Annotated in this window: 2 protein-coding genes; both read left to right on the forward strand. The window is 65.9% G+C overall.

What is annotated here, in order from left to right; all coding sequences use genetic code 11:
* The first annotated feature begins 5 nt into the window (after positions 1-5).
* Entirely contained in the window at positions 6-107 is a 102-nt protein-coding gene (locus ACQRA4_RS13755) for a zf-TFIIB domain-containing protein (protein WP_427823618.1), read from the forward strand.
* A 100-nt stretch (positions 108-207) separates the two neighbouring features.
* Positions 208-1266, forward strand: a complete 1059-nt coding sequence (locus ACQRA4_RS13760; protein ID WP_427823617.1) for a tyrosine-type recombinase/integrase — start codon at positions 208-210, stop codon at positions 1264-1266.
* Positions 1267-1317 lie beyond the last annotated feature (51 nt).

Here is a 1317-nt window from a genome sequence, read left to right on the forward strand (position 1 = left end):
GCCTCCTGGGCCGCACATGCCCCACATGCGGGCATACCCTGCATCCCGTCCTGGTTGACGGGCGTCTTGTGTGGGTCTGTCCGCTTTGCGGAGTGACACGGTCATGAGCTCGGCGACCAGCACCAGAATCAACCTTTAAGGCGTGAGCCACCGTTCTTTTACAATCACAGAGAGATAGACCGATAAGGCACACAAAAGGAGGCTGCCATGCCCATTGTGTGCCTGAAGTACAAACGGAAGCCCTGGCTGGTCAAATACCGCGAGCCGTGGAGCGGTAGACCACGCCAGCGGGCATTTGCCGAGGAAGCCGACGCCCGTGCCTTTGAGGCGACACAGGCCAGGCTCTACGAGAGGGAGCGGGCCATCATCAGGGCCGCGCGGCGGCGAAAATCCCAGGGCCATGCGGCAAGCCCGACGATTGCCGAACTGCTGGACCGCTACCTGGGCAGTCTGGGCAATCCGTCCACCAGGGCTGCCAGCGCGTATCATCTGCGGCTGTTTGCGGACATCTATGGCCCGCGCAAGGCTCATTGTCTGACCCTGGAAGATGTGGGCGCGTTCCTTGTCCTCCAGCAGCAACGCGGCGTGGGGAGAGCCACCGTCTGCCGCCGTCTGGGCATCGTCCGGGCCGCGTATAACTGGGCAACCCGCTGGGGATTACTGCCCGTCAATCCCCTTGCCGGTCTGCAACTGACCACCCCGGCGCCACAGACGCCGGACCCGCCCACGGCCCGCGAGGCGCGAATGCTCTATGCAGTGGCCGCGCCACATGTGCGGCGGGTCATTGCCCTGGGCATGGCCACCGGCGCGCGTATCGGGCCGAGCGAGCTTTTCCGGATCCGCTGGACGGACATTGATACGCGGGAGGCTGTGCTGCGCATGCCCAATGCTGCCAAGGGCGCGCGGGCCGAGGCCCGCGAAGTGCCGTTGCGGCCGGATATAGTGCGCCTGCTGCGGCGATGGGAAGTGGAGGACGCGGCCGTGGGCTGCCCCTGGGTCATCCACTACAAGGGACGCCCCGTGCGCAGCATCAGCCGGGCGTGGCGCAATACGTTGCGCCGCGCGGGCATTGAACGGCGCATCCGCCCCTATGACCTGCGTCACGCCTTTGCCAGCCGGGCTCTGGATAATGCGGCGGATCTCAAATGCGTGGCCGAGATCATGGGCCACGCCAACGAAAAGATGATTGTGAGATTTTACCGCCACACCAGCGCCAGGGCGCGCCGCAAGGCGGTAAATGCGGCCCCGCCACTGGGGCTGGAGTAGCTTTTGGCAGAGGCGGGGGCGCATGGGGCGCCCCCGCCGACGGGCCTGGGA

It is taken from the genome of Desulfovibrio sp. SGI.169, from assembly GCF_050313595.1.
In the GTDB taxonomy this organism is placed as follows: domain Bacteria; phylum Desulfobacterota; class Desulfovibrionia; order Desulfovibrionales; family Desulfovibrionaceae; genus Desulfovibrio.